Raw genomic sequence first — 22517 nt, 5'->3', positions numbered from 1 at the left:
GGAGGGCCCTACCGCTTCGAAGGAGCGACATCATGGTCGACCAGTTCGGCAACGACATCTCCGCCGTCGGTATCCCGGTCACCGGGTTCCTCGGCTTCGCCCCCGCCGGGACCGCGTTCCCGACCCCCAGCGACGGCGCCAGCCCCACCCTCACCCTCGAACCCGCCTACGAGAAGGCGGGTCTGCTCACCGAGGACGGCGGCTTCGAGTGGGTCCTCGAACCCGACGGCGACCAGGTGAAGTTCTTCCAGGAGGGCTACCAGATCCCCTCGGGCCTGTCGAACCCGACACTGGTCGTCAAGCTCGCCCAGTACGACCGCCTCGTCCGCAAGCTCGCGTGGGGCAAGACCCCCGACGCGAACGGGTTCATCACGATCGACGCCGGCGGTCACCTCACCGACCTCGTCGCGTTCAGCGAGGAGATCTTCAAGAACGGCGTCATCCGCCGCCGCATCGCCGAGGTCACCGTCACCAAGGCGAAGGTCGACAAGTCCGAGCGCGGCGCCGTCAACGGCACGGAGCTCACCCTCGCGGTGAAGCGCTCGCCGCTGCTGGGCAACGAGCACGTCGGCGAGTGGCTGATCCCGCCGGCCAGCACCGTGGCCCCCACGCTGACCTCGGCGCTGCCGTCGGGTCAGGCCGCTGGGCAGTCGGTGACGATCTCGGGCACCGGTTTCAGTGGTGTCACCTCGGTGACCTTCGGCGGTGTCGAGTCGCCGCTGTTCCAGGTGCTCTCCTCGACGCAGCTCAAGGCGGCACTGCCCGCAGGCGCCGCCGGGTCCGCCCCGATCGTCGTGACCGGCCCCGCCGGCGCATCGACTGCACGCGCGTACACCCGCGCGTGAACACACCTGCTGGCCGGGGCCGTGATGGGCACCCCGGCCAGCAGCTCACCGCCCGCCCATCACCGTCCACGAAAGGCCCATCATGACCGTCTCCGACAAGCTCGCGCCGAACAAGTCGCGCGCCACCACCCGCGAACCCGGCCCCAAGCCGGACTTCCTCGTCGTCGAGGATCACCTGAAGTGCCAGACCAGCGAGGGGGAGATTTCTCTCGACCTGCGCATCCCGATCGAGCGTCTCGAGCTGTTCATGGACATGGACGGCATCGAGGAGAAGAAGCTCCCGAAGTACCTGCGCGACGACATCCTCTGGCCCGAGGACCGCGACAAGATCGTGAGCATGCGCGACGGCGCGAAGGCGTTCCAGATCCTGCTGAAGTACGCCGAGACGATCGGTGAGCGGATGGGCGCCAGCCTGGGGGAATCCTCGCCCTCTACGCCTTCGTCGGAAAGCACAGGCGGGCCGTCCGATTCGACTTCCGACGCTATCTCGGACTGAGCCTCGACGACGTCGGCCGGTCGATCTCCTACCGGGAGGCGATCGACCACGTCGCTGAGCTCGAGAAAGAGTTCGGGTCGCACACCAGCGCCTCGGTGGCCGGGTGGGACTACGCCGTCACGTACGGCGAGTTCCTGACGTGGATGCACGCGACGTCGTTCATGAACGCGAACCGCGACACCAAGACCCACCCCGACCCGGTCGACCTGCCCACGCCGTGGCGGCAGGAGCAGGAAGTCGACGTCACCGCCGAGGAGCGCGAAGCCCTCCGCGCGGACCTGCGGGCACGATCCGCGTTCGCGCACTGATCCCCAGGGGGTGCCCATGACCGTTGTCGGCGCGGGCGAAGTCCCCATCTCCGCAACCTTCCCCGGCTTCCGGGGCGCCGTGATCTCACAGACCGACGCGGCCGCCTCGGAAGCCGGCGGACGGTTCAAGGCCGCTTTCGGGCGTGCCGTAAAGGGCATCGCCATCACCGTGGCAGCGGGCGTCGCCACCGCGTCGGCGAGCATCGCCGCGATCGGTGCGAAGGGCCTGGACCGGGCCCTGAACATCCAGGACGCCAAGGCACAGCTGACCGGTCTCGGCCACGACGCCCAGTCGGTCGGCACGATCATGGAGTCCGCCCTCGCCTCGGTCAAGGGCACCGCGTTCGGGCTGGACCAGTCCGCCCAGATCGCCGCGTCCAGCGTCGCCGCCGGCATCCGTCCCGGCGAGGACCTCACCCGTGTCCTCAAGCTCACCGCCGACTCGGCGACCATCGCGAAAGCACCGCTTTCGGAGATGGGTTCGATCATCAACAAGGTCGCCACGAACCAGCGGCTGACCACTGAGACGATGCAGCAATTCCAGGACCGGGGCATCCCGATCCTGCAGGCCGTCGCTGCCCAGATGAACATCACCGCCGACGAGGCCGCCGACATGGTCTCGCGCGGCGAGGTGGACTTCGCGACCTTCCAGGCCGCCCTCGAGTCCAGCGTCGGCGGCGCCGCCCTGTCCTCGGGGACCACCGCGCGCGGCGCGTTCGCCAACATCGGTGCCGCGTTCTCACGCATGGGCGCCATGTTCGTCCAGCCCGCCGTCGACGGCGCGCCCGGCCTGTTCACCTCGATCGCCGGCGCCGTCGACCGCGCGTCGGCAGCTATCGCTCCCTATGCCGCAGCGTTTGCCGACCGGCTCGGACCTGCCATCGCAACAGTGGCCGCCTACATCGACACCGTCGACTTCGGTCGCGTCATCGCCGGAGCCGAGGGCCTCTACGCCCTCGTCGCGGGTGGGGACTACTCGAGCAAGCTGCGCGAGGCGTTCAACCTCGAAGAGGACTCCGGGTTCGTCACCACGGTCCTCAACATCCGCGACGCGCTCACCGGCGTGTACGCCCTCATCGTCCAAGGCGATTTCACGAGCGCACTCCGCCGGGCCTTCGGGCTTGAGGAGGACTCCGGCTTCGTCACCTTCGTCCTCGGCGCCCGTGAGGCCGTCGCCGGGTTCTTCTCCTCGCTCTCGCAGGGGGACCTCGGCGGGGCGGCGTCAAGCATCGGCGCGTCGCTTTCGACGCTGCAGCCGGCGTTCGCGTCGCTGGGGGAGAGCCTGCCCAAGATTGGGCAGGCGATGGCCACCGTCGCCGCGACCGGTGTGACGGTGCTCGTCAACGTGCTCGCCTTCCTCTCCGATCACGTCGACACGATCATCAAGTTCATGCCGCTGATCGTCGCCGGCCTCATCGCCTGGAAGGTCGGCACCGCGCTGGTGTTCGCGGCGCAGCAGAACCTCGCGGTGCTGCAGCTGCGGATGCTGCCCCTGACCACCGCGAACACGTTCGCCCGCCTCGCGGCCGCGCGAGCGGAGCTGCAGCTCGCGGCCGCGACCGGCACGAGCACCGCGGCGCAGTCCGGCGGCATCCTCGCAACCGTGCGCGGCACGGCGGCACTCGTGGCGCAGAAGGTCGCGATGGTCGCCACCCGCGGGGCGATGCTCGTGGCCACCGCGGCACAGTGGGCGTGGAACGCCGCCCTCACGGCGAACCCGATCGGTATCGTCGTGGCCGCGATCGCAGCACTCGTCGCCGGGCTGGTGTGGTTCTTCACCCAGACCGAGCTCGGGCAGGCGATCTGGGGTGAGTTCACCCGGTTCCTGGGTGAGGCCTGGGCGAACATCGTCGCCGTCGCAACGAACGTGTGGGGCTCGCTCGCGTCGTTCTTCACCGACCTGTGGAGCGGCATCGTCGACGTCGTCACGAGCGTGTGGAACGGCATCGCTTCGTTCCTGCAGCCGGTGTTCGACTTCATCGCGACCCTGATCCGGGTGTACGTCGAGACGTGGATCAACATCATCCTGGTCCTCGCGGCTGTGCTCGTGACGGTCTGGAACGGCATCGTGTCCGTGGTCACCACAGTGTGGAACGCGATCGTCGCGTTCATCACCCCGATCGTCACGGCGATCGTCGACTTCATCGTCGGGTACGTCACCGGCCTGTGGACCTTCTGGTCCGGGGTGTGGACGCAGGTCAGCTCGTTCTTCACCGGCATCTGGAATGGGCTCCTGGCCTTCCTCGTCCCCATCATCGCCTCGGTGGTGATGGCGGTGCAGGGACCGGTGCAGGCCCTCTCCGGCTGGTGGAACGGCGTATGGGCGGGCATCAGCGCGTTCTTCGCCGGGATCTGGAACGGCATGGTCGGGGCGGTGTCCTCCGCGATCGGTCAGATCGGCGGGTTCGTCGGCGGCATCTTCGACACAGTCATGAGCGCGATCGGCGACGCCGGTCAGTGGCTCGTCGACGCCGGCGCCGATGTCGTCCGTGGCTTCTGGGAAGGCATCTCCGGAATGGGCGGGTGGCTGCTCGAGCAGGTCGGCGGGTTCTTCGACGGCGTCATCGGGTGGGCGAAAGACACCCTCGGCATCCAGTCGCCCTCCCGGGTCTTCCGCGCCGAGGTCGGGCAGATGGTCGGCGAGGGCATGGCCCTCGGCATCACTGACTCGAGCCCGATCGTGCAACGCGCCATGGTCGCCCTGACCGCGGTGCCACCTCGAGCCAGTGCGCCGGCTGCCGACCAGGGAACGCGAACCGCAGACGGCGCCCGCGAGGTGGCGGGTGGCGGGCCGCTGGTGCAGATGGACATCCACGCAGAAGGTGCCGACCCAGTCGAGATCGGGACCGTAGCGAGCTACAAGATTGCCGATCTCATCACTCGAAAGGGACAGTGACCGTGGACAAGCTCCTTCAACTGACCTCGGGGCGGCTGACGATCCGTCAGTCCCCCCAGGGGGAAGCGCGGCCGCGTGGACTCTACTTCGGCCCGGGCGGCTTCACCGGCTGGGATGACGGCGTCACGATGCGCTCCGAGACCATCGCACGGCCCCAGGCACACGGGGACTTCGACACGCCAGGGTACCTCTCCGGGCGGTTGGTGCCCATGAAGGGGACCTGCTTCGCAGACTCGATGGAAGACCTTGAGGAGATGCGCGACATGTTCGTCGGCCACGGCGGCGACGGCGGTAAGTTCACCGTCACCGTCGAGCGCAACGGGCGGACATTGTTCGGTTCCGCCCGTCAAGCGGCAGGAACCACGCCGACGTTCGAGGACATCGGCACCGGTCGCCGCGCGAAATGGTCGGCCAGCTGGTGGTTCCCCGACCCGCTGAAGTACGGGGCGGCGTTCGACTTCCCCGCGGGCCAGACGGTGCTCGCCGTGCACCGCGGGAACTTCCCCGCTCGGCCGCGCCTGCGCGTCTACGGCGACGCCGGAGGCGGCTACACCATCACAGGCCCCGGGGGCAGGCTCATCGTCATCACCCGCCCGCTCGTCGCGGGCCAGCCGCACACGTTCGACACGGCGACGGGTCGACTCACGATCGGCGGGGCCCGTGCCCTCGGCGGGATCGCCCGATCTGACCTGTTCACCCTGCCTCCCACGTCCGCGACGACGATCTCGGTGAGCAACGGCCTGACGCTGCAGGTGCTGGGGAACGAGACCTACCTGTAGGGGGCACTGTGCTGTTCACCACCGCGATCTGGGATGCACAGTCTGGCGAGGAGCTCGCAGTCCTGCCGGCGAAGGCCGGCACATGGCAGCGCGGGCGCGTGATCGAGCAGACCCACACGTTCCCGCTCAGGTCGCTGGGACTCACCGTCGACGAAGCGTATGTGCTGTTCGGCAAGGACCGCCCCCGAGACCGAGTCCTCACCGTCCTCGGCGACAGTATCCCGCTCTACCACGGGCTGGTCATCGACTCCGAGTACGAGAAGGCCAGTGGGCTGCTCGCCGTGAAGCACTGGGACGTGCGGGAGCTCGCCGCCGGGCGCTGGCTGTTCGGCATCGGCGGCTCCAATCAGACCTTCGCCTGGTCGGGGCTGTCATGGCGGGGCATGGCGCGCCGCGTCGCGCGCATCATCTACACCGACCCGATCTCCGCCGCATGGCCGCTCCCGGTCAACGTCGGCGCCGAGGAGGCCGGCGGGGAGTCGCTGACTTCCGAGGGCTACAAGTTCGAGAACGGCGAGGACCTCTTCACCGTCATCGAGGAGTCCCCGGGCGGACCCGATCTCGACTTCCAGCCTTACAAGCGCGACGGCCGATACGGGTGGGACTTCATCGCCGGGAACCCGTACCTCGCCGGCCCTGGCTACGAGTTCCACGCGCAGGCCGCCAAGTCGGGGCTCACGGACCTGAAGGTCACCACCATCGGGGCGCAGAAAATCACCGGTGTCCACGGCATCGGCGAGGGCTCCGAGTGGGACATGGTCCGCGGTGGCGCGGCGGCGCCCGTCTCGGCCGGCCTCGCACGCGACACGAAGCTGACGCTCAAGGAAGCGTCGCTCGACGTCGTGAACCAGCGGTCGGCCGCGTACCTCGCGTCACGGCTGAACACGTACGAGCAGTGGGCCTTCAACGTCCGCACCGACGACATCAACCTGACCCAGCTCCGCCTCGGCTCCGTCGTCCGCATCGAATCCCGCGGCGACGACTGGATCCGCGACGGCTGGTCCTCACACCGCGTGATCGCGTTCAGCGGCGACATCGCCGCGCCCGACTCGATCGCCCTGACCGTGGAGACAATCTGATGGTCTCAAGACCCACCCCGCACGCTCCCGAGCGAGCCGTCGACCGCCTCCTGACCCGCAACGACCGCACGGAAACGGCGTCTCCGCTCCGGTCCACGTCGGTCACGAACGGCCGGACACGGTTCTTCGGTGAAGATTCCCTCATCGTGATCGGCTCGCAGCTCGTGTCCGGCGTTCTCCGCGTCACAGGCCGGCTCATCATCGACGGCCTCGGCATCCTCACCGTCCAGAACCTCATTGAACTCTTCGGCAGCATGAAGGTCAAAGGCGGCGGCAGCATTGACCTCGACGGCGGCAAGATCCAGACCGGCAGCATCCGCATCGAGAACGGGATGATTTACGTCGGCGACGCGATCGTCATCGACAGCGCCACCAACACGATCCGCGTGGGCGAGGACATCGTCATCGATGGCGCTACCGGCGTGATCGAGGTCGGCGACATGATCCTCGACCCGGCAGAGAACGGCGGGATGATCAAGTTCCCGGGCGGGGGTGAGGTCTACGCTTCCGGCGGCGCGCTGTCCCTCTACTCGTCCTCGGCCGGTGCTTACGTCACGCTCGCCGGAGACGCCGCTGAAGTGCACGGCCCCGGGCTGAACTGGATCCGCATCGACGGTGCCGGAATCCAGTTCGTCGGGCTGCCGACCATCTCGCAGAGCGACGTCCCGGATAGCTTCCTCAACGCAGTTGTGAGCGACAGCAGTGGGCGCTTCCGCCGGGTCGTGGCCTAGTCGCAGAGGTTCGTTCGAGCGGCAGAGACGATCGCTCCGCTGTCGTCGTAGGTGCCCAGGACCCCGAGCTGCTCGTTCTCGATCACCGAGATCTGATCTCCCGGCGTGCCCTCTGCGATCTGCTCGCAAGCGTCGGCGCCGGCCGCGAGTAGCTGCTCGTCGGTCGCGTCGGGGATCTGAGTGTTCTCCGGCAGGTTCTCCCGCACTGCAGCGAGGAACGCGGACTCATCCGCGCCCGCCCCTGCCGACGGCGAGGTCGCCACAAGGGGCTCCGTGTCCGAGTCAATGCTGCTGGACGGTGCCGGCGCCGAGCATCCCGCGAGGAGAGCCAACATCAGTGCGGCGGATGCCGCGATCGCTGAGCGCTTCATTTCCCTGTCCAAGTCCTGATCGTTGTGCGGGAGACGCGCAGCGTGCGCGCTACCGCGGCTTCTGCGAGCCCGGCGTCGAGCGCGGCCAGGGTGACCTCTCGCGCGTGTGCGAGCGCCTTGTCGACGCCGTCTCGTGCTTCCTGCAGCTGAGTGGCTGCCTGCTCGAGCTGCTCGGTCTCTGTCATGTACTGCACTGTACATGCTTCTGCACTCCGCTGTACACACCGTTTCGCGTTTCAGCCCTCGGCATCCGCCGGGGGCTTCGTCATACCCGCAAGGAGAAGACCATGACCAAGATGCTGGCACCCGCCCCGCACGGGCGGTTCGTACGAGGCTGGGTCCCCGGCTCGCACCGCGGACGCGACGACGGCTGGCGCAACCATGACCCCGAGGGCACGAAGCACGTCCAGGCAGTCGTCGAGGGCGTCATCGTCGCGACGTCGAAGGGCGGCCACTACAACGGCGGCTGGGGAAACCAGTTCATCGTCGACCACGGCCACGGGATCTTCACGAGCTACAACCACTTCCGCACCGGCTCCATGATCGGCAAGGGCGTCGGTGACCGCGTGGCCGCGGGCGAGTTCCTGGGCCGCATGGGCTCCACCGGCGCGGCGACCGGCGACCACTCGCACTTCGAGGTCCGCGTCGGCGGCTCGGGCGAGCAGTTCCGCGTCGACCCGGCACCGTGGCTGAACGGCTCGAAGGAGATCCCCGGCGGCCAGCCTGCATCCGGTGGACTCGCACGCCAGCAGCGGCGGGTCCGCGCGAACGTCGGCACCGAGGGATACCTCAATGGCCGGTTGTCGCCGACGGTCGGTGACAACGTCCGCCAGCGGCTCGCATCGAACGTCGTCGGCAACTTCGACGGGTTCATCCGCGGCCAGGAAGTCACCGTCGACGGCGTCACCTCGAACATCTGGTTCCGGGGTGCGTTCAACGGCAACTTCTTCGCCGCGGCGGGCTTCACCTCGCAGTCCACCGATGGTCTCACCGACCTCGGCGGCTCCGCGGCGCCGGCCCCGGCGCCGATCGACGTGCGCCTCTTCGCGTTCCTCTCCGAGGCCTGGTACGTCTTCCCGTCGGCGGAAGCCGCGGTGAACGCCCCGCGCGGCCACCGCGGACCGACCGTCGGCCCTGGCGAGTTCTACGTCCACGAGATCCGCCACGGCGCCTACCGGATCGACGCCGGCTGGCTGCACCCCAAGGCGGGCGCGCACGTTCGGCGCCGCGGGTGAGCGACCGCATCATCGCGGCGACCGCGTGGTCGATCGCGGGGGCGGTATCCACCGTCCTCGCGGTCGGCCTCGCCTACGCCGCCGAGCTCGTGCGCGCCGGCATCGCCGTGCTCGCCGTCTTCGGGGGAGGTGCCTCGTGATCCTCCCCGCCACATGGCAGCGCAAGCTCGCTCACCTCTACGTGCCCGAGATGTTCGCCGTGATCCTAGGCCTCGGGTCGGGGATCTTCGGGGCGAGCATCCTCGCGATGCCGTCGAGCTACCGCAGCATCCCGTCGTTCGCGCAAGCGTTCGTGTTCGTCGCCCCGCACTGGTGGGGGATGGTCATGGTCGTCCTCGGGGTCGCGATGCTCAGCCTGCTCACGCACTCCCGAGCCGCGGCCGCCGTGCCGACGTTCCTGCTCGCGATCGTGTGGGTGCTCTGGGTCGTGCCGATCGCGCTCTCTCCCGGGTTCGCCCCGTCGGCGCCGATCGTCTACGGCATGATCTCGGTCCTCACCCTCGCGGCGGGTCTGGCATGTCTCGTGCCTCGGGAGGAGAAGCCGTGACCGAGTCCAAGCCCGTCCGTCTCACCTCGCCCGCGAACGCGTGGGCACTCGGCGCGCAGCTCATCGCACTGCTGATCCCGGTCCTGTCGGTCGTGGAGATCTACCAGCCGATCGCGCTCGAAGCGATCAGCATCCCGCTGGCCGACACCTGGCAGTGGCTGCTCTTCGTCGGCGCGTCGATCTCGCTGCTCGCCTCGCTCCTGATGCGCGGCGCGTTGGGCAGCGGCAACCGCATGCGCGCCGTGCTGCGCCTCGAGGGCGTAGCGACAGCGATCGTGTCGCTGTGCTTCGGCCTGCTGTGGGCCGCTCTCGTGCGTGAGTACGGCTTCGGCGCGAACCCGCTCACGCAGCTCCTCGTCGGCGGTCTCGGCCTCGTCGCCCTCGGGCGGGTGGGCCAGATCCTCTGGGACCTCTGGCGCTACCGCCGCGCTCTCAATGCCGGCCAGACCGCACGCGTGGAGGCGATCGCCCAGCCGAAGGGGACCTGATGACGGTGGAGTCGGTCGCCGCGCTGCTCGGCGTAGCGGCGGTCGTCATCACCGCGCTCGCCGCTCTCGTGAAGGCCTTCGCGGACCTGATCGGAGCGCGCGGCAAAAAGGACACCGCTCCGGCCCCGCAGCTCGGCATCACCGCCACCCCGCCTGCCAGCGACGACATCGACTACCGCGCGTACCTCGACATGAAGGAGCGCGCGGAGCGTGCCGAGGAGTCGCTACGCCGCTTCCTCAACCGCGGCGACCACATCGACGAAGACACCCAACCACTCGACCCGACCTAGGAGGTCACCCCTGATGGACATCGCAATCCCCGCCGCGCCGCTCGGCATCCTCACCCTGCTCGGCTTCTTCGCCCCCTACGCGATCGCCGCGCTCAACGGCATCCTGCCGGCGGTGACGAAGCCGATCCACCGCAAGGCGGTGTCGATCGCCGCGTCCGTGCTCCTCGCCGTCGTGGTGATGGCGTTCTACTACGGCATTACCCGCGAACCGATCACCGACTGGTGGCTGTTCGTGCTCGTGGCGATCGCCGTCGTGAACGCGTCCTACGCCGTCGTGACCGGCACTTCGGCGAAGAAGGTCGAAGCGGCCGTGACGAAGGACGCCGGCTCGGCCGACGGCGGGAACGTGCCCGACGTCACCTCGATGCCCGACCACCGCGCGGTCGACTGATGCCGCTGATCACCGGGCGGCTCTCGGACTTCCAAGGAAACCCCGGGCTCGAGGTTCACCCGCGGATCGTGTTCCGCCCGAGCGGAGCCGCGGTCGGCGGGACATCGCTGTTCTACAGCCGCCCGGTGATCGTCGACACCTTCGGCCCGGACGGCTCCTTCTCAGTCGAGCTGCAGTCCACCGACGAGCTCTGGCACATCGCCGGAGACGACGTCTGGTACGAGGTCACGATCGACCGTCTCGTGGCAGGCGCGGACTATATGCCCTGGGATCACCCCGGATGGCGGCTGAAGGTTCCCGCCGGGGGCGGGCTGTTTTCCGCGCTCGTGGTCGCTCCGACGAACCCTGCTCAGGTGTGGTTCGGTCCCGGCAAGCGCCCGTGGATGCCGGAGGGCGACGAGCCGACGCAGGCCCTGGTGCCGTCGGCGTACACCGGCTGGTACCGCACCAACACCGTGCCCGATCGGGGCTTGGACAACTACTTCGAATGGGAGTGATGCGCTGATGGTGTGGAAGCCCAAGGCGATGATCGCGCTCGCCAATGACCTGGTCATGGCGGCGGAGATCCTGCGGCCGGATTCTGATTCACGCGCAGCGATCCAGACGATCGCGAACGCGCTGATCTCCACGGCGATCGCGACAGACCCGACCTTGTCGGAGAACGTGGTCGCAGCTGCGGCCGCGGCCGTGGACACCGAGCTCGGGACCCGGGCGCTGCTGCAGTCGACGGGGGCCTCGACCGGGGGGCTGCAGGAGCGGTTCCCTGACAGCGATGCGCTGGGGTGGAAGTCCGACACGGACTTTGTCGACGGGAACCTCGGCACGACCCTGCCCGGCCCCGCGACGGTGGCGGCGCTGCAACGGGTCGGGTTCCCTGTCGGCGCCGACGCGCCGCCCGAGGAGGGCGTCGGGTTCGGTATCCGCGCCGCCGATGGCCGCAACACCGCGCTCGAGACCGCGACGACCTACGACGAGGTGACAGGGGTTGTTCCCCGCTCGCTGCGCGCGCAGATCGCCGATGGTCTCGTCACCGCTCATCACAACATCAAGGGCCCCGCACTGGCGGCGCTCGTGCCCGCTGGCCGGTTCGTTCTGCATGAGCAGGCGGACGGGTTCCACCTGATCCTCGGGGAGAAGACCAATGCCTGACCTCGGCCTCATCGGCGGCGCCACGACCGCCGCCCAGCACCCGTTCACCGTCGAGGACATCTTCGCGGACGAGGGCGGGCTGCTGAAAAAGCGCGGCAAAGTGATGTACGCGCACGACTTCACCCGCGGGTATGGCGGCTGGAACCCCGTGCACAACGCCACCGGCGGGGAGCACCCCCGCTCGCCGCTGTCGCTGGTGGACTACCCCGCCCGTGCGATGCGGCTCGCCGCCCCCGGCCCGACCCTGGGGCAGGGGACCAGCACCGACGCGATCCTGCGTCTCGCGCGGCCGCGGTTCCTCACCGACGCGAACGGCCCGGTCGTGTCGGTGTCGTTCCGATACGCGATCTTCACCGAGTACGCCACCAACGCGTCGGGCGGTTCCCACCAGGCCACCTCGATCAAGTCGATCGGGTTCGGGCTGGACACGCAGGGGTGGTCGGATGCGCAGCGGGAACGGCAGTTCTTCTGCGTCCTCGCTGACTCGACCACGGACGTGAACGTGGAGACGTACCGGCTCCGCGGGTCACGCCCGAACACATCGACGGCGATCCAGTTCGCGAACGTCTCGCCGGCGCGGGCGTCGGGGCTGCTCATCGGGCAGAACGAGAACAAGGTGAACCTCGCCTACGGGCGCCTCACTGTGCGCCCCGGGCTGGTGTCGGACTACATCGAGATGCAACTCGGCGGGAAGACGGTCGACCTCCGCGGGATCACCGCGGTGAACGAGCCCATCCAGTGGGGCGCGACGAACTACAACGCCGACTTCAACGGCGGGTTCAACCCGTTCTTCAGCGTCGAGGTCCTCGCCGCTGCGACCGAGGTCCTCGCTGCCGGCCTCCTCATCACCGACATCTGTGTCACCTACGGAGACGAGCTCGCATGACGTACACGCAGACCCACATCCTGCTGTCGGAGGCATGGCCTGACGGCATCACCCCCGACGCCTCCGACGGGATCTCCAACTTCATCCCGGCGAACGGGTGGACGTGCGAGACCACGGACTTCCTCACGTTCGAGGGCCGGTACATCGGCGTCGACACGGGCACCGCGGAGACCCCAATCGCCCCGCCGACATCGATGGAGTGGGCGTTGATCCCGCAGATCGGGATCGCGCACACGACGTCATACCAGCGGTCGCGGCCGGCGTGGCGTGATGTCACCCCCGCCGATCTCGGCATCACCGTGATCGGGGCGAGCATCGTCACGACCGGCACACCCCGCGTGGTCGTAACCACCAGTCCGACGCAGACCACGATCTTCCAGATCCGCGTCCCCGTCGCCGCCCTCGGCCGGTTCCGGTTCCTCAACCAGATCACCTACACCGGCACCAAGCCCAGCCTGAAGACCAGCCTGATCATGATCGAGAAGGGGCAGACGCTGTGACACGCTACATCGACATCCCGGGATTCACGCCCACCGTGCAAGCACCCATCGACCCCTCCCTCACCGACGGGCACCTGCTGCTCATCGTCCCCGGGAAGCCCGTCGACGGGTACTGGGGGTCCGGGCTCGACATCCCCAACCTCGCCGCATCACGGCTCGCAGCCATCACCGGGAACCCGGGACCCACGGCGACCGTCTTCAACGCATTCGCGAACCCGCAGTCAGGACAGATCGAACGCACCGCCAAGAACCGCCCCCACTTCATGGTCTCGCACCTCGCGAACACCTCCGGTGGCACCGCGGGACTCGGGGCCGGCGCGGGCATCCAGATCCCGATCGCGGTCCGCGACTGGATCCAGGCCCACCCGACACACGACTTCTACCTGTCGCTCGGGTTCCGCCTCACCCGGCAGTACACCGGCACCAGCCCGACGGTCTACCCACTGGCATCACTGAAGTCCCCGGACCTCGGCGGCACGCGAACCTCCGTGGGCATCACAGCAGCGAACGCGCTCGCAGGCACACCCGCCTCGTCGTCTGTGGAACGGCTCGGGTTTACGACGGCATCGCTCCCGGCAGATGCTGCGGAGAAGTTCGCCGCGATCACCAGCGACGGCTACGCACTCTCCGGCGTGCTGTCGACGGTGGCGCTGTACCTCGGCGCGGTCAACACCGCCACCACGAACAAGGCACCCTCGATCGCTGTCACCAGGCTGGCGATCGCGGACCTCACCGCGGGGACCAACCTCACCCACGGTGGAGTCGCCGCAGCCGACCTGGACGCCTGGTCGGCGTCGCTGTCCGCGGGCGGGTACTACAACGGCGACACGAACAGCGACCCCGCGGTGCTGGTCCCGTGAACCAGAAGGAGGCTCTCGCCGAGCTAGAGAAAATTGTCCATGGAATTGATCGAGATGTCGTCGAGGACGACGAAGGCTGGTGGGAAACCTCGGTCGGAGCCGCGTTCGGGGCTCGAAAAGTTGATGCTCTTCGAGCTCTCATCCTGAAACTCACTCAAGACGAGATCGATTCGCACTAACGTCAGCATCATGGCACAGAGGGATCCGATGAGCGTTCTTGCGGCTGCACGAGAGAACGTTGAGTTCTTGGAAGTCGCGTCGCAGACGTTCGACTCCGGGCGGACCCACTTCGCGAAGGTACTTGCCTCCCACGTGCGAACCATGGTTCATCGCACAAGCAGCTCTCACGCGATCCTCCACCAGGCCGCCGCTCTCGATGAGCTGCGGTGGCTCAGCGGCGCGCTAGATATTGACGAAGAGAATCGTCGCGCAGCTGAGGCAGGAAGTACCCTACGGCGCGGTCGTGTCGCGTTCGGGCAAAGCCTTGTGGCGACTCAGGTAGTCGGCTCCCGGGTTACCTACAGGAGTAGTTTTCCTAGCAACGCTGATGATCGCGCCCGCTGGGTCGCTTTCGGTGTCTGGTGGTCAGAGCCGATACTGACGGTCGCCGAGGATGAGGTGTGGTCGAGGAAATCGATCGTGCTCACACTTGCCAACAAGAGTGGCGGATCCCATCTTGATCCATCAATACCCGCCAACCTTGCCAAGCTCGACGCGGAGGGCCTGGGATGGGAGTACCGAGCGTCGTTCGGAGACTACAGACGCGTCCTGCACAGCCCCTTGCCATGGGCTATGCGAACCATCGCGTATGAACTGCTGGCCAGTCTGGACGCGGGACGTCCCGACATATCGCGATGGCAAGGCACGTCGCCATACCGACTGCCAGGGACACCGGCGGCGTTCTGATTCGTTGTCAGCACGACATCTGCTCTCACCCTTGGGTGGCGTACGCCGGGTCGTTAGTACGTTGACACGGTTAGAGTGACGCGCATGGCCCGTAATTCGCCTCGACCCACTGTTGTAAGCATCCAGGGGGTGGTCGACAGGCTTGAAGATGCGCGTGAAGCTCTCGAGGAGATGCGTTCGAGCGCGAGCAAGAGCTCGTACTTTCTTTCGCCTCGCCCCCTGCGTCGTCGCTTCATGGAAATCCTCGGGGCTCTCGCCACTGCCCGCTACGCCATGGACTCAATTACTAAAGCGCGCCTCCGAGCGACGACGGAGAAGTCTGTCGTGGATGAGTTTGCGGCTTGGCAAAGCCGCCGCCGCCGTGAGCTCGACAGTGATCCGCTCCTCGTGTGGTTCGACACCGCCCGCGATGACGCGGTCCACCGTGCGATGACCCCGCTCGCCTTCAGCACCTTCGTGCCGGCGGCTTCGCGGGAGATGATGCGGCCACCTCGCTCGGTGCGTGGGGATCGCTTCGCGTTTAGCCACGACGGCATCTGGTGGATCGATGACGACGGGCTTCCCACGGAGCGACGAGAGCCCGCGGAATTCCTGCCGGGGCGAGGGGGGTACAGCTTTCAGGTCGCTCTGGACGTCGTGCCCGAGGATTGGCCGGCGGAGCTAAGACAGCTCGGCCCAGTGGCACTCGCAGAGAGAGCGCTCCGCCACTATCAGGAAGCGCTGCAGGAATACTGGAATCGATGGTGGCAGCTCACCGCGGCGGGGGCGGGGATATCTGCCGACCCACGAAGCGAAGGCGCTACCGAGCATTGAGGACGAGCGCCGTTGCGCTCTCAGCGCAGGGCGCTCCGCCGCTCCGGCAGATGTACAAGTCCGTGTACCAAACGACCCCGGTCTCCTCTTCGGGGGACCGGGGTCGTTGTCGTTGCTGAGAGCGGCGGAGGGTCAGAGTTCGTCGCGCCTGGCCCAGTACCCGTAGGAACTATTCAGAGTGTCGGCCAGGTCTGCGAGCTGCGCATCATCGAGCTCGGATTCGAACAGTGCTGCAACGGCTTCTTCGGAGCTGTGCCTGGGGGCCGTCCAGAAGTAAGCGTCATCGCTATCACTGTCGTTATCAAGGGGCATGCCGGCGTCGTCGGGGCTGAGGTACTCGGCGTGGAAGCGCTTGAGGTACGCATCTTCGTCATATGGCTTCAGGGTCATGTCGCGATTCTGGCAGAGCGCGTGCCGATGGCGCACCTGAAGATCGCGTAGATCGCCGAGGCGGTCGTACGCTGGGCCCATGACAGAGTGGATTCTCAGAGGTGGCCCCAGGGACGCGCATATCGTGCCGGAGCTGCCGAAGCTCGAAGAGGGCTACTACGTTGACGACGGCGTGCAGGAAGAACTCGGCAGCGGCGACGACAACGGGCACCGCATCGGCACGTTCGTGAAGTACTAGAACCAGCAACGCCCCCGGCGTCTCTCCTCAGGGAGTGGATGCCGGGGGCGTTTGCCGTCAGCTGAATCGGGTCAGTGAAGCGGTGCTCCGCAGCCCCGGCAGATCCAGGGTTCTCCGACGTCTTCTCGTTCGAGGATGTGGTGGCCGCAGTCCGTCATGGCCGTGATCGTAGCGGGCGGGCGTTACGGCCACGTTGCTTCTCCGTGCCGCCAGGGCCCCCGGCGCTCTCCACCTTCGGGTGGGCGAACGCCGGGGGTGTTTCGTCGTTTAGCGCCGGACGACGGCGAGCAACGCGACGCGCACGACAACCTGTTCCATCTCGGAGCTCCTTTGTGTCGGGAGCGGTTCCCGGCGGCGCGGAGTATAAATCCGAGATTTGAGATGCGACGGGGTGGCCGGCGGAAGGAGTATCGCTGTCAGCGGGAGCGGACCCCGCAGCGTCTCGGGCTCGGGCTGAAATCGGCTCTTCGGTCTGGGGCGGCACGCCACTATGGTGAACGCCATGAGGGATATCTTGGGGCTACGTAAGGGAAAGGTCTTCTACGATTTGGGGTGCGAGATCCTGGGCGCTCCGCCGGGCGGTTACTGGGGATCGAGTCTCGCGGATCGCACCGCCCGCCTTGAGGCCGGTAAGCGTGAATCGCGTCGTCGAGCGGAACAGGTTCCGCCTGTGCGCATCCTCGCAGCGGTGAAAGCGCTGATCACGGCTGCGGGCATCGCGAGCAGCGTTACAAATGCTCAGATAGGTGACGCTGCGTTCAGCATCGGACGGGAGTACGGTACCGCGCACCATCGACAGATAGAGGCGCAGATCGCTCGTCACCTGCGCAACAAAGGCTGAGAACTTCTCGAGTCCGCGGCGCCTACGCCCCCGGCGTCCCTCACCTTCGGGTGGGTAGATGCCGGGGGCGTTTCGTCGTTCGTGGGCAGTGTGCGGCGCTCAGGCGGTATCTCCTGGCACAACCAATTCGCCGCGAGGGTGTAGGCCAGTCGCGCCTGCGGCGTACAACGGGTAGGCCCACGAAACGGAGACATCATGCTGGAACTCGCTCACGTCCTATTCGCGCTCACCGGCGTGATACTCGCCTTGAAAGCACCCCGTTTCGGTGGCGGCCGAGGCGAGACCGACGCTCGACGATCGTGCGAGCGCCGCGCCTATTCCTACGGGCGGGTCAGCGGCGCCGAATGCCAAGGGATGCCGCGGCGCCGCTGACCCTCGGTGACCCAAGCCTCGGCGCCGGGGATCTCGCGTAGCGCGTCGGCTAGCGGCCAGGTGGCGGAGGAGTCGTGAGCGTACCAACGCCCCGGCGTCCCTCACCTTCGGGTGGGCAGACGCCGGGGTCTCTTGCTCGTTAGCGGCGGAAAACGGCGAGCACGGCGAGCAACGCGACGAGCAACGCGAGCAACGCGACGAGCACGGCGAGGAGCGCGACAAGCACGACAACCTGATCCATCTCAGGACTCCCTTCTGCCGGGAGCTATCCCCGGCGGCGCGGAGTCTAAGTCCAAGATCGGGGGCCCGCGGGGGGGTTGCCGTCAGCAGCGTCGGGTCAGTGGAGCGGGGCCCCGCAGCCCCGGCAGATCCAGGGTTCGCCGACGTCTTCTCGTTCCAGGATGTGGTGCCCGCAGTCCGTCATGGCCGTGATCGTAGCGGGCGGGCGTTACGGTCACGTTGCGTCCTGACCCCGCGTCCCTTCGCATTCGGCCTGGGACGCGGGGCCTTTTCTCAGGAGACGTCTACGCTCTCATCGGGTTGCAGGCGAACGGTGTACTCGCCGTACTGAGCGCTTACGCCGAAGGAACCTATGCTCAGCGATTCGAGCAGGCCGCTCGTCTTGTTCCCGCTCGCGTCGGTGCGTGTGAAGGTCTTGCCGAGGCAGTCGTGAGACAGTTGCCCTGCGGTCATCATCACCATCGTTGATTTCCTTTCCTGCCCGGCGGCGCCGGGCGATGTGACCACATTCTCTCGGTTCTGCGTCCGAATCGGGCGTGGCAGAAGCGAGTACCGCGTCACGCGTGCCGTCGTGTGACTGCGTTTCGCCACACGACGGTGTTGAGTTCGCCGGCGTCGCTCATCCAGTACACGACGACGACGCGGTCGTTCCAACCGTGTGCGACGGCGGGGAGACGCTCGGCGGGCTTGTGAGGCCACGACACCCACGCCCACACCGTGGGGCGATGCTCGGCCCACTCGAGCGGCTGCGGTCCGTAGGCCTGCATCGGGATCGTGCAGGGTGGGATGCGCATGAGCGTCTGCTGCGACAGCTCGGCGGCTCGCCGGTCCATCGCTTCGGCGTATCTCTTGTTTGTCCCCACGTCGCCGAGACCCCCTTCCTGCGGCCGAGAGACTGTCATGCGCCTCCGACATCGGTCGGCAGTACGCTCGGCCTATGGGGTGGTGGCAGCGGCAGATTGTGGGGATGTGGTCGGGCACCGCGAGGTGGTTGCCCATCAGTCAGATCGTCCTCTGCGTCGCCATGGGGGCACTGAAACTCTCGGAGATCGTCGCCGGCCACGGCGACGGTGCGGATGTCGCATTCGCTATCGGCTGGGGAATCTTCGCCGCCTGGTGGCTGGCTACCCTCGCCGCCTTCCTCGTGGTCAAGCGCCGCATCGTGAACACACCCCCAGCGCCGGAGGGTCAGCGATGACGGACGGGGAAACCGATGACGAGTTCGACATCGGCGCCGAGCCGCGCTGCGAGGTCTGCGGCACCGTCATGCGCACCGTCGACGGCGGGTACCGGTGCGGCGGGTGCGGGTGGGAGCTCGAGATCCCGTGGGTCGAGCGTCCCCCCGCCGGCGAAGACCTCCCAGGCATCCATGGCGGCTGACTGCGATGTCGGCGGTCGACTCGCGTCGTGGGTGGCCGCGCGCGACGGCTACGACCCATGGTTTACCCATGGTTTTGCGCGTGTACTTAGTTGTACTTTGACGTACTGCAACCGTCGCGAAGCGCACAAAGTACATCAAAGTACGCGATGGTACGTCGCACGTCGAAAACGGGGGTTACGGGTTCGAGTCCCGTAGTCGGCTCTCGAGGACGCCCGACGGGCTTGTCCATCGCCCCCGGTTGTGGAGCGCAAACCGTTCAGTTGTGCGCACACGCTGCCGTCTGATGGTCAGCCAGCGGACACCAAGGCGGTTCTCGTCTCAGGCCGTGAACGGGATGCCGTCGCAATACGGCGGCGACTCTCCTGCCGCCGGCTCGCGCACGATGCGAAGGCCGGGGGAGCCGCTGTTGTCGGGCCGGATCGCAGGCGAGGCGCCAACCGAAGCGGGATGATCAGATGTCCTTCAGGGTGCTCGCATCTGCGAGGTCGGTCATGGCGGTGAGCGACCGATGCGTCGGCTCGATGCACCCTTCAGGGCGAGCCCGGCTACGGCCGTCAGCCGGCGAACACGAATTCCGAGGAGCGATTGTGGGACAGCTTTACTACAAGGGTGCGGGACAGCCGCTCGAGATCGAGGACCGCACGCTCGCGCATCTGCGGGTAATCTTCATGACCAAGCTCCGCCGAGGCGAGCCGTTCTTGTTCGAGACGTCGTCGCCGCACGGCACTGGTCACCGCGAGTTCTGGATCCATCCCAGCCTTCCGCTGCAGTTCCATTTCGCGGGGAGCCGCTCGCCGCAGCTGAACCCGAGATGGATCGACGCGCTCATGGCGTCCGCCAACGGTCCGGCTGGATTGCAGATCGTCCCCGAACCGCAGGCATGACCGGCGAGCGTCTCGTCACTGTTCGCGACTGTTCGGCAGACAGAACGGGGGTCTGTCTGCCGAACAGTGCTGCGCGAGACAGCACGCGCTCCTCGTCGGCGGAGTCCCCGCTCCGTTCCCGACGCAACGGGAGGTGATCCCGGCCCCCAAGGCAGAAGCAGCGTCTCGATCACGCTAAGCCACGGTGCACCCGATGCCCGCTTGTATGAGGAGGCCCTCATCGACACGCCGGACGAAGATCGAACATCAATCCGATTCGTCGTCCGCCACGAATAAACGCCCCACCCGGACGCCGCTTTCGGAGGGTGCAACGCGTCACTCGCCGTGGACGTCGTGCTCAGACACCTCGCCGAACCGTTCGGGATTGCCGAGGTCGCGCACGGCGGCGTCGTACGTGCGGAAGTACCCGTCGAGGTACGCGGCGTACGCCCTGGCGTGGCTTTCGTGCTCCTTCCGCGTCAGCGGCTCAGCGAACTGGGAGGGCCGCTGGAACGCCTCGTCGAGGGAGTTTTGGGTGGGGTACCCGAAGCGGTCGGGGTCATGTTCGGTGCGATCCGGCTCTGGCATGGCCAGGCTTGGTGGGTCATTCGAGCGCGACACCCGAGGCGCCGGAGGGCGGTCGGGTCGCCGTGGGCGACAGCTGACTCTCGCAGGTGCGGCGGGAGTGAAGGGGCTATCGCGCACGGCGGTGGTGGCGTAGCGTCACGCGCACCGGTCGGTCCGAAAGCGGCGGCCCTGCCACCCTCCCCCCCAACTCGGTGGGGTCGCCGCGCGACCGACGGGTGCCGGTCACCCGTTCGCCGTCGCCACCCCTGCCGTGACGCCCGAGGGGGTCAGAACCGGTCGATCGAACCGAACTCGTCGTCGACCGGCCACGGCAGGCCGTCGTCCTGCGGCTCGAACGGATCGGTCACGGCAACGCGAGGGTAGCTCGGATGCAGTTGCAGCGTCGCCACCGCGGCGGAGAAGTCAGGATCCTCCTGCGGCCATGCCAGCGGCGTCGAGATGAGGTGGGTGCCGAGGCCGACGACGACATCGACGTCCACCACCGACGCGTCGGCAACCGTGGGTATGGTCACCACCTCGCACACCGACTGTGTCGCGAAGCCCGCGGTCAGCTGCAGGAGGGTGTGGGACACGTCGTCACTGGTGACGAGGGAGTGGTTCCCGTAGACCAGTGTGCGCATTGCAGCAACACTGCCACGGCCCCCGCGGTCCGCACCTAGGGTTGCGTGGCGTCGAAGCGCGATGTACTGCATCACGCGACGCGTGTCAGAGCTTGCGGAGATTCACCAGACGCCAGCCCTCCGGCACCTGCGCGTCGAGTGCGGCACGGTCGTCGGCTTCGACGTCGCGAAGCCCGTCCCGTCGTTCGAATGTCGCCGTGGCGGCGAGCTCGGTACTGCCTTTGATCATCTTCACGGGCGCTCCCACCAGGTGGAAACCCTCCGGTGTCGCGGCACGCGCCTGCTCGCGGATCTCGGCGAGCGAGTGGCCGGTGAGCTCGACGCTGCGACTCTCGACGGGGCGGATCGTGCCGATGTACATGGCGATCAGCCTAGACGCCCTGCCCCGTCGCGTCCCCGCGGTCGAGCTGCGGTTTCGGCGCCCAAGCCTCCGTCGTGCACCATGGACCACGTGACCGATGACACCCCCCGCGCGCACGCCCTCGCCGCCGCGGTCGCGGGTGCCGTGCTCGTCGGCGTGCTGACCGCCGTGCAGGCTCGCATCAACGGCGCCCTGGGTGCTGCGGTGGGCGATGGCTTGGTCGCCGCCGTCATCTCGTTCGGGTCGGGTCTCATCCTCATCGTCGCCATCACCGTCGCGGTTCCGAGCGGACGCGCGGGGTTGCGACGTCTGCGCGACGGCATCGGGCGCGGCATCCCCGCCTGGATGCTGCTGGGCGGTCTGGCCGGAGCCGTCACCGTCGCAACCCAGGGGCTCACCGTCGCCTCGATCGGTGTCGCCCTGTTCACGGTGGGGCTCGTCGCCGGTCAGACCTCGGGCGGACTCGCGCTCGATCGGGTCGGATACGGCCCGGCGGGCGTGGTCGCGGTCACGCCGCCGCGTCTGGTGGGCGGTCTCCTGGCGGTCGCCGGCGTCGTCCTGTGCGCCCTCGGCCCCCGCGGCGAGCCGGCGGCGTGGTGGATGCTCGTGCTGCCCCTCGTGGCCGGTGCGGGCATCGCCTGGCAGCAGGCCACCAATGGTCGGTTGCGACAGGCGATCGGCAGCCCCCTCGCGGCGACGGTCGTCAACTTCACCGGCGGCACCGTGATCCTCGGGCTCGCTGCCGCCGTCAGCATGGTGATCAACGGAACCCCAGCCGCGATGCCGAGTGAGCCGTGGATGTATCTCGGCGGGGCGACCGGAGTGGTCTACATCGTGATGTCGGCTGCGCTCGTGCGCCGCACGGGTGTGCTGCTGCTCGGCCTCGGGTCGGTGGTGGGACTGCTCTGCGCGTCGATCGTGCTCGACGTCATCGCCCCGGCGCCCGCGGGACCGACGCTCATCGCTGCCGCCGGGGCGGCGGTGGTGGCCCTCATCGGCGTCGTGATCGCGGTGGTGCCGTGGCGGCGACGTCGTCGCACCGGAGGATGAGGC

General features: G+C 67.8%; 33 protein-coding genes. 25 read left to right on the top strand and 8 right to left on the bottom strand.

Annotation, left to right across the window (positions count from 1 at the left end; all coding sequences use genetic code 11):
- Window positions 1-32: 32 nt before the first annotated feature.
- The 7 genes from HW566_RS03290 to HW566_RS03260 all read left to right on the top strand — a co-directional run bounded on the left by HW566_RS03290 (window position 33) and on the right by HW566_RS03260 (window position 7134).
- A complete protein-coding gene (locus HW566_RS03290; protein WP_178010383.1) occupies window positions 33-845 on the top strand; it encodes an IPT/TIG domain-containing protein in 813 nt (270 codons plus the stop codon).
- Window positions 846-927: 82 nt separating this feature from the next.
- On the top strand, window positions 928-1341 hold the full coding sequence (locus HW566_RS03285) for a hypothetical protein (RefSeq protein WP_178010381.1): 414 nt from the start codon (window positions 928-930) through the stop codon (window positions 1339-1341).
- 95 nt (window positions 1342-1436) lie between these two features.
- Window positions 1437-1649, top strand: a complete 213-nt coding sequence (locus tag HW566_RS03280; RefSeq protein ID WP_178010378.1) for a hypothetical protein — start codon at window positions 1437-1439, stop codon at window positions 1647-1649.
- A gap of 16 nt (window positions 1650-1665) precedes the next feature.
- Entirely contained in the window at window positions 1666-4545 is a 2880-nt protein-coding gene (locus tag HW566_RS03275; RefSeq protein ID WP_178010377.1) for a tape measure protein, read from the top strand.
- Between the two features lie 2 nt (window positions 4546-4547).
- Window positions 4548-5324 (top strand): hypothetical protein, encoded by a 777-nt coding sequence (locus HW566_RS03270; RefSeq protein WP_178010375.1) that lies wholly within the window; start codon window positions 4548-4550, stop codon window positions 5322-5324.
- Window positions 5325-5332: 8 nt separating this feature from the next.
- A complete protein-coding gene (locus HW566_RS03265) occupies window positions 5333-6403 on the top strand; it encodes a hypothetical protein (protein ID WP_178010373.1) in 1071 nt (356 codons plus the stop codon).
- A gap of 146 nt (window positions 6404-6549) precedes the next feature.
- Window positions 6550-7134, top strand: coding sequence for a hypothetical protein (locus HW566_RS03260; RefSeq protein WP_178010371.1), 585 nt, complete (start codon window positions 6550-6552; stop codon window positions 7132-7134).
- On the opposite strand, the gene HW566_RS03255 is transcribed toward HW566_RS03260, so the two are convergent.
- Window positions 7131-7397, bottom strand: a complete 267-nt coding sequence (locus tag HW566_RS03255; RefSeq protein ID WP_178010369.1) for a DUF732 domain-containing protein — start codon at window positions 7395-7397, stop codon at window positions 7131-7133. The genes HW566_RS03260 and HW566_RS03255 overlap by 4 nt on opposite strands.
- A gap of 104 nt (window positions 7398-7501) precedes the next feature.
- Complete coding sequence (locus HW566_RS03250; RefSeq protein WP_178010367.1) at window positions 7502-7690, bottom strand: hypothetical protein; 189 nt, start codon at window positions 7688-7690, stop codon at window positions 7502-7504.
- 102 nt (window positions 7691-7792) lie between these two features.
- Between HW566_RS03250 and HW566_RS03245 the strand changes: the two genes are divergently transcribed.
- From HW566_RS03245 to HW566_RS03190, 12 genes are all read left to right on the top strand, one after another.
- Complete coding sequence (locus HW566_RS03245; RefSeq protein WP_178010365.1) at window positions 7793-8740, top strand: M23 family metallopeptidase; 948 nt, start codon at window positions 7793-7795, stop codon at window positions 8738-8740.
- Window positions 8737-8880 carry a hypothetical protein gene (locus tag HW566_RS03240; RefSeq protein WP_178010363.1) on the top strand — a complete coding sequence of 48 codons (144 nt, stop codon included), beginning with the start codon at window positions 8737-8739 and terminating at the stop codon, window positions 8878-8880. Before HW566_RS03245 ends, HW566_RS03240 begins: the two co-directional genes overlap by 4 nt.
- A complete protein-coding gene (locus HW566_RS03235) occupies window positions 8877-9287 on the top strand; it encodes a hypothetical protein (protein WP_178010361.1) in 411 nt (136 codons plus the stop codon). Before HW566_RS03240 ends, HW566_RS03235 begins: the two co-directional genes overlap by 4 nt.
- On the top strand, window positions 9284-9775 hold the full coding sequence (locus tag HW566_RS03230; RefSeq protein ID WP_178010360.1) for a hypothetical protein: 492 nt from the start codon (window positions 9284-9286) through the stop codon (window positions 9773-9775). Before HW566_RS03235 ends, HW566_RS03230 begins: the two co-directional genes overlap by 4 nt.
- Window positions 9775-10065, top strand: a complete 291-nt coding sequence (locus HW566_RS03225) for a hypothetical protein (RefSeq protein WP_178010358.1) — start codon at window positions 9775-9777, stop codon at window positions 10063-10065. Before HW566_RS03230 ends, HW566_RS03225 begins: the two co-directional genes overlap by 1 nt.
- 13 nt (window positions 10066-10078) lie before the next feature.
- The gene (locus tag HW566_RS03220) at window positions 10079-10456 is read left to right on the top strand and encodes a hypothetical protein (protein WP_178010356.1); all 378 of its coding nucleotides are present in this window, start codon (window positions 10079-10081) and stop codon (window positions 10454-10456) included.
- Window positions 10456-10953 carry a hypothetical protein gene (locus tag HW566_RS03215; protein WP_178010354.1) on the top strand — a complete coding sequence of 166 codons (498 nt, stop codon included), beginning with the start codon at window positions 10456-10458 and terminating at the stop codon, window positions 10951-10953. The genes HW566_RS03220 and HW566_RS03215 overlap by 1 nt, the downstream gene beginning before the upstream one ends.
- Window positions 10954-10981: 28 nt before the next feature.
- Window positions 10982-11605 (top strand): hypothetical protein, encoded by a 624-nt coding sequence (locus HW566_RS03210; RefSeq protein ID WP_178010352.1) that lies wholly within the window; start codon window positions 10982-10984, stop codon window positions 11603-11605.
- On the top strand, window positions 11598-12491 hold the full coding sequence (locus HW566_RS03205; RefSeq protein ID WP_178010350.1) for a hypothetical protein: 894 nt from the start codon (window positions 11598-11600) through the stop codon (window positions 12489-12491). Before HW566_RS03210 ends, HW566_RS03205 begins: the two co-directional genes overlap by 8 nt.
- A complete protein-coding gene (locus HW566_RS03200; RefSeq protein WP_178010348.1) occupies window positions 12488-12991 on the top strand; it encodes a hypothetical protein in 504 nt (167 codons plus the stop codon). Before HW566_RS03205 ends, HW566_RS03200 begins: the two co-directional genes overlap by 4 nt.
- Window positions 12988-13851 carry a hypothetical protein gene (locus HW566_RS03195; protein ID WP_178010346.1) on the top strand — a complete coding sequence of 288 codons (864 nt, stop codon included), beginning with the start codon at window positions 12988-12990 and terminating at the stop codon, window positions 13849-13851. Before HW566_RS03200 ends, HW566_RS03195 begins: the two co-directional genes overlap by 4 nt.
- Before the next feature lie 990 nt (window positions 13852-14841).
- Window positions 14842-15570 (top strand): hypothetical protein, encoded by a 729-nt coding sequence (locus HW566_RS03190; protein ID WP_178010344.1) that lies wholly within the window; start codon window positions 14842-14844, stop codon window positions 15568-15570.
- Window positions 15571-15702: 132 nt separating this feature from the next.
- On the opposite strand, the gene HW566_RS03185 is transcribed toward HW566_RS03190, so the two are convergent.
- The gene (locus HW566_RS03185) at window positions 15703-15960 is read right to left on the bottom strand and encodes a hypothetical protein (protein ID WP_178010343.1); all 258 of its coding nucleotides are present in this window, start codon (window positions 15958-15960) and stop codon (window positions 15703-15705) included.
- A 79-nt stretch (window positions 15961-16039) separates the two neighbouring features.
- On the opposite strand from HW566_RS03185, the gene HW566_RS03180 reads away from it, so the two are divergent.
- Window positions 16040-16198, top strand: a complete 159-nt coding sequence (locus tag HW566_RS03180; RefSeq protein ID WP_178010341.1) for a hypothetical protein — start codon at window positions 16040-16042, stop codon at window positions 16196-16198.
- Window positions 16199-16700: 502 nt separating this feature from the next.
- Window positions 16701-17039 (top strand): hypothetical protein, encoded by a 339-nt coding sequence (locus HW566_RS03175; RefSeq protein ID WP_178010339.1) that lies wholly within the window; start codon window positions 16701-16703, stop codon window positions 17037-17039.
- An 885-nt stretch (window positions 17040-17924) separates the two neighbouring features.
- On the opposite strand, the gene HW566_RS03170 is transcribed toward HW566_RS03175, so the two are convergent.
- Entirely contained in the window at window positions 17925-18113 is a 189-nt protein-coding gene (locus tag HW566_RS03170; RefSeq protein ID WP_178010337.1) for a hypothetical protein, read from the bottom strand.
- A gap of 95 nt (window positions 18114-18208) precedes the next feature.
- A complete protein-coding gene (locus HW566_RS03165) occupies window positions 18209-18484 on the bottom strand; it encodes a hypothetical protein (protein ID WP_178010336.1) in 276 nt (91 codons plus the stop codon).
- Window positions 18485-18588: 104 nt separating this feature from the next.
- Between HW566_RS03165 and HW566_RS03160 the strand changes: the two genes are divergently transcribed.
- The 3 genes from HW566_RS03160 (at window position 18589) to HW566_RS03150 (ending at window position 19916) form a co-directional block, all read left to right on the top strand.
- Window positions 18589-18849, top strand: coding sequence for a hypothetical protein (locus tag HW566_RS03160; protein WP_178010335.1), 261 nt, complete (start codon window positions 18589-18591; stop codon window positions 18847-18849).
- A complete protein-coding gene (locus HW566_RS03155; protein WP_178010333.1) occupies window positions 18846-19031 on the top strand; it encodes a hypothetical protein in 186 nt (61 codons plus the stop codon). Before HW566_RS03160 ends, HW566_RS03155 begins: the two co-directional genes overlap by 4 nt.
- 588 nt (window positions 19032-19619) lie before the next feature.
- Window positions 19620-19916: a DUF7882 family protein gene (locus HW566_RS03150; protein ID WP_178010331.1), complete on the top strand. Its 297-nt coding sequence runs from the start codon at window positions 19620-19622 to the stop codon at window positions 19914-19916.
- Window positions 19917-20231: 315 nt separating this feature from the next.
- Here the strand turns inward: HW566_RS03150 and HW566_RS03145 are convergent, their stop codons facing one another.
- From HW566_RS03145 to HW566_RS03135, 3 genes are all read right to left on the bottom strand, one after another.
- The gene (locus HW566_RS03145) at window positions 20232-20483 is read right to left on the bottom strand and encodes a hypothetical protein (RefSeq protein ID WP_178010330.1); all 252 of its coding nucleotides are present in this window, start codon (window positions 20481-20483) and stop codon (window positions 20232-20234) included.
- 266 nt (window positions 20484-20749) lie between these two features.
- Window positions 20750-21178, bottom strand: coding sequence for a hypothetical protein (locus tag HW566_RS03140; protein WP_178010328.1), 429 nt, complete (start codon window positions 21176-21178; stop codon window positions 20750-20752).
- Window positions 21179-21188: 10 nt separating this feature from the next.
- On the bottom strand, window positions 21189-21464 hold the full coding sequence (locus HW566_RS03135; RefSeq protein WP_178010326.1) for a hypothetical protein: 276 nt from the start codon (window positions 21462-21464) through the stop codon (window positions 21189-21191).
- 90 nt (window positions 21465-21554) lie between these two features.
- Here HW566_RS03135 and HW566_RS03130 point away from each other — a divergent pair, with 90 nt between their 5' ends.
- Window positions 21555-22514, top strand: a complete 960-nt coding sequence (locus HW566_RS03130) for a DMT family transporter (protein WP_256728847.1) — start codon at window positions 21555-21557, stop codon at window positions 22512-22514.
- Window positions 22515-22517 lie beyond the last annotated feature (3 nt).

Origin of the sequence: Microbacterium oleivorans (assembly GCF_013389665.1) — a bacterium.
GTDB lineage: Bacteria > Actinomycetota > Actinomycetes > Actinomycetales > Microbacteriaceae > Microbacterium > Microbacterium oleivorans_C.
This window is presented reverse-complemented; position numbering and strand designations above follow the sequence as displayed.

What these genes read in the sequence shown, in the direction of transcription:
- HW566_RS03250 (WP_178010367.1), bottom strand. Translation starts at nt 7,690, where the DNA reads ATGACAGAGACCGAGCAGCTCGAGCAGGCAGCCACTCAGCTGCAGGAA.
- HW566_RS03155 (WP_178010333.1), top strand. Translation starts at nt 18,846, where the DNA reads ATGACGGACGGGGAAACCGATGACGAGTTCGACATCGGCGCCGAGCCG.
- HW566_RS03290 (WP_178010383.1), top strand. Translation starts at nt 33, where the DNA reads ATGGTCGACCAGTTCGGCAACGACATCTCCGCCGTCGGTATCCCGGTC.
- HW566_RS03185 (WP_178010343.1), bottom strand. Translation starts at nt 15,960, where the DNA reads ATGACCCTGAAGCCATATGACGAAGATGCGTACCTCAAGCGCTTCCAC.
- HW566_RS03210 (WP_178010352.1), top strand. Translation starts at nt 10,982, where the DNA reads ATGATCGCGCTCGCCAATGACCTGGTCATGGCGGCGGAGATCCTGCGG.
- HW566_RS03145 (WP_178010330.1), bottom strand. Translation starts at nt 20,483, where the DNA reads ATGCCAGAGCCGGATCGCACCGAACATGACCCCGACCGCTTCGGGTAC.
- HW566_RS03135 (WP_178010326.1), bottom strand. Translation starts at nt 21,464, where the DNA reads ATGTACATCGGCACGATCCGCCCCGTCGAGAGTCGCAGCGTCGAGCTC.
- HW566_RS03170 (WP_178010337.1), bottom strand. Translation starts at nt 18,113, where the DNA reads ATGGTGATGATGACCGCAGGGCAACTGTCTCACGACTGCCTCGGCAAG.
- HW566_RS03245 (WP_178010365.1), top strand. Translation starts at nt 7,793, where the DNA reads ATGACCAAGATGCTGGCACCCGCCCCGCACGGGCGGTTCGTACGAGGC.
- HW566_RS03225 (WP_178010358.1), top strand. Translation starts at nt 9,775, where the DNA reads ATGACGGTGGAGTCGGTCGCCGCGCTGCTCGGCGTAGCGGCGGTCGTC.
- HW566_RS03215 (WP_178010354.1), top strand. Translation starts at nt 10,456, where the DNA reads ATGCCGCTGATCACCGGGCGGCTCTCGGACTTCCAAGGAAACCCCGGG.
- HW566_RS03160 (WP_178010335.1), top strand. Translation starts at nt 18,589, where the DNA reads ATGGGGTGGTGGCAGCGGCAGATTGTGGGGATGTGGTCGGGCACCGCG.
- HW566_RS03190 (WP_178010344.1), top strand. Translation starts at nt 14,842, where the DNA reads ATGGCCCGTAATTCGCCTCGACCCACTGTTGTAAGCATCCAGGGGGTG.
- HW566_RS03285 (WP_178010381.1), top strand. Translation starts at nt 928, where the DNA reads ATGACCGTCTCCGACAAGCTCGCGCCGAACAAGTCGCGCGCCACCACC.
- HW566_RS03175 (WP_178010339.1), top strand. Translation starts at nt 16,701, where the DNA reads ATGAGGGATATCTTGGGGCTACGTAAGGGAAAGGTCTTCTACGATTTG.
- HW566_RS03275 (WP_178010377.1), top strand. Translation starts at nt 1,666, where the DNA reads ATGACCGTTGTCGGCGCGGGCGAAGTCCCCATCTCCGCAACCTTCCCC.
- HW566_RS03200 (WP_178010348.1), top strand. Translation starts at nt 12,488, where the DNA reads ATGACGTACACGCAGACCCACATCCTGCTGTCGGAGGCATGGCCTGAC.
- HW566_RS03180 (WP_178010341.1), top strand. Translation starts at nt 16,040, where the DNA reads ATGACAGAGTGGATTCTCAGAGGTGGCCCCAGGGACGCGCATATCGTG.
- HW566_RS03205 (WP_178010350.1), top strand. Translation starts at nt 11,598, where the DNA reads ATGCCTGACCTCGGCCTCATCGGCGGCGCCACGACCGCCGCCCAGCAC.
- HW566_RS03165 (WP_178010336.1), bottom strand. Translation starts at nt 18,484, where the DNA reads ATGGACCGGCGAGCCGCCGAGCTGTCGCAGCAGACGCTCATGCGCATC.
- HW566_RS03220 (WP_178010356.1), top strand. Translation starts at nt 10,079, where the DNA reads ATGGACATCGCAATCCCCGCCGCGCCGCTCGGCATCCTCACCCTGCTC.